Genomic DNA, 951 nt, shown 5'->3' with positions numbered 1-951 from the left:
GTCCGTTGACCGCCGATAAATATCTTTCAATTCTGACATCTTTCCCGTGGACATGGTGAATGGCTGAGCCGAGCTCCCTTGCTGCGATGATCGGGTCTGCGCCCATCCATAACAAATGGCTCGGGTCAAGATTCAAACCGACCATCGGGCCGACTGCATTTCTGAGCCGAAAGAGAGTCTCAGGATTATAGACTAATTGAGAGCTGAAGTTCTCAAGCGCTATTTTCCCCACGCCGCAGGCCTCCGCTTTTTTGACAAGCTTCTTCCAATATGGGATCGCAACGTCTTCCCATTGATAGTTGAGGATATCTTTTAAAACGGGAGGCCAGCTTACTGTGTATGTGATCCAGTTCGGCACTTTGTCGTCCGGGCCGCCGGCTGGCAAACCGCTCATCATGATCACTTTTTTGACGCCTAATAATCCAGCCAGCTCCATCGTTTTGTCAGTTATGTCTCTGTGCGATTTGCCCAATTCACCCGGATCTAAAGGGTTCCCCGAACAGTTTAACGCGCAAAGTGTCATGTTCCGCTTTTCCAGCGCTTGTGAGAATTCTTTTCTTTTTTCGCTGCTTTGCAGCAGTTCATCAAGATTCAAGTGAGGTGCCGGCGACCAGCCCCCGGTTGTCATTTCAAGTGTATCGATCCCAAGCTTTGCGGCAAAATCGAGCATGTCTTCAAAAGGCAAATGCCCTAGGCTGTCTGTTACATAAGATAGTTTCATTGATAGATTCCTCCTGGTATCTCAGGTTACGATAAGTGAGTTGTTTGATTTTGGATTTCCTGATCAGCGCGGCGGCCATACTGGCGAAAGGAATGCTCAAGCTGTTCAAGTGACCGCCCTTTTGTCTCAGGCACATATTTTTTTACAAATAGAATCGCTAGGATATTCATAGCGACAAAGATAAAAAATGTCGCCGACATCCCAATATGATTGAGCAAAATGGGAAAGGT

2 protein-coding genes are annotated in these 951 nt (G+C 47.3%); both read right to left on the bottom strand.

Going from position 1 to position 951, the window contains the following annotated elements:
• Positions 1 to 721 (bottom strand): sugar phosphate isomerase/epimerase family protein (locus ACWHAR_RS24050; protein WP_452088056.1); only part of this gene is annotated, 721 nt, incomplete at its 3' end.
• 26 nt (positions 722 to 747) lie between these two features.
• Positions 748 to 951, bottom strand: a 204-nt coding sequence (locus ACWHAR_RS24045; protein ID WP_452088055.1) for an MFS transporter, incomplete at its 5' end; no start/stop codon positions are given.

The organism is Bacillus sp. LR--39 (genome assembly GCF_053613335.1).
This window is presented reverse-complemented; position numbering and strand designations above follow the sequence as displayed.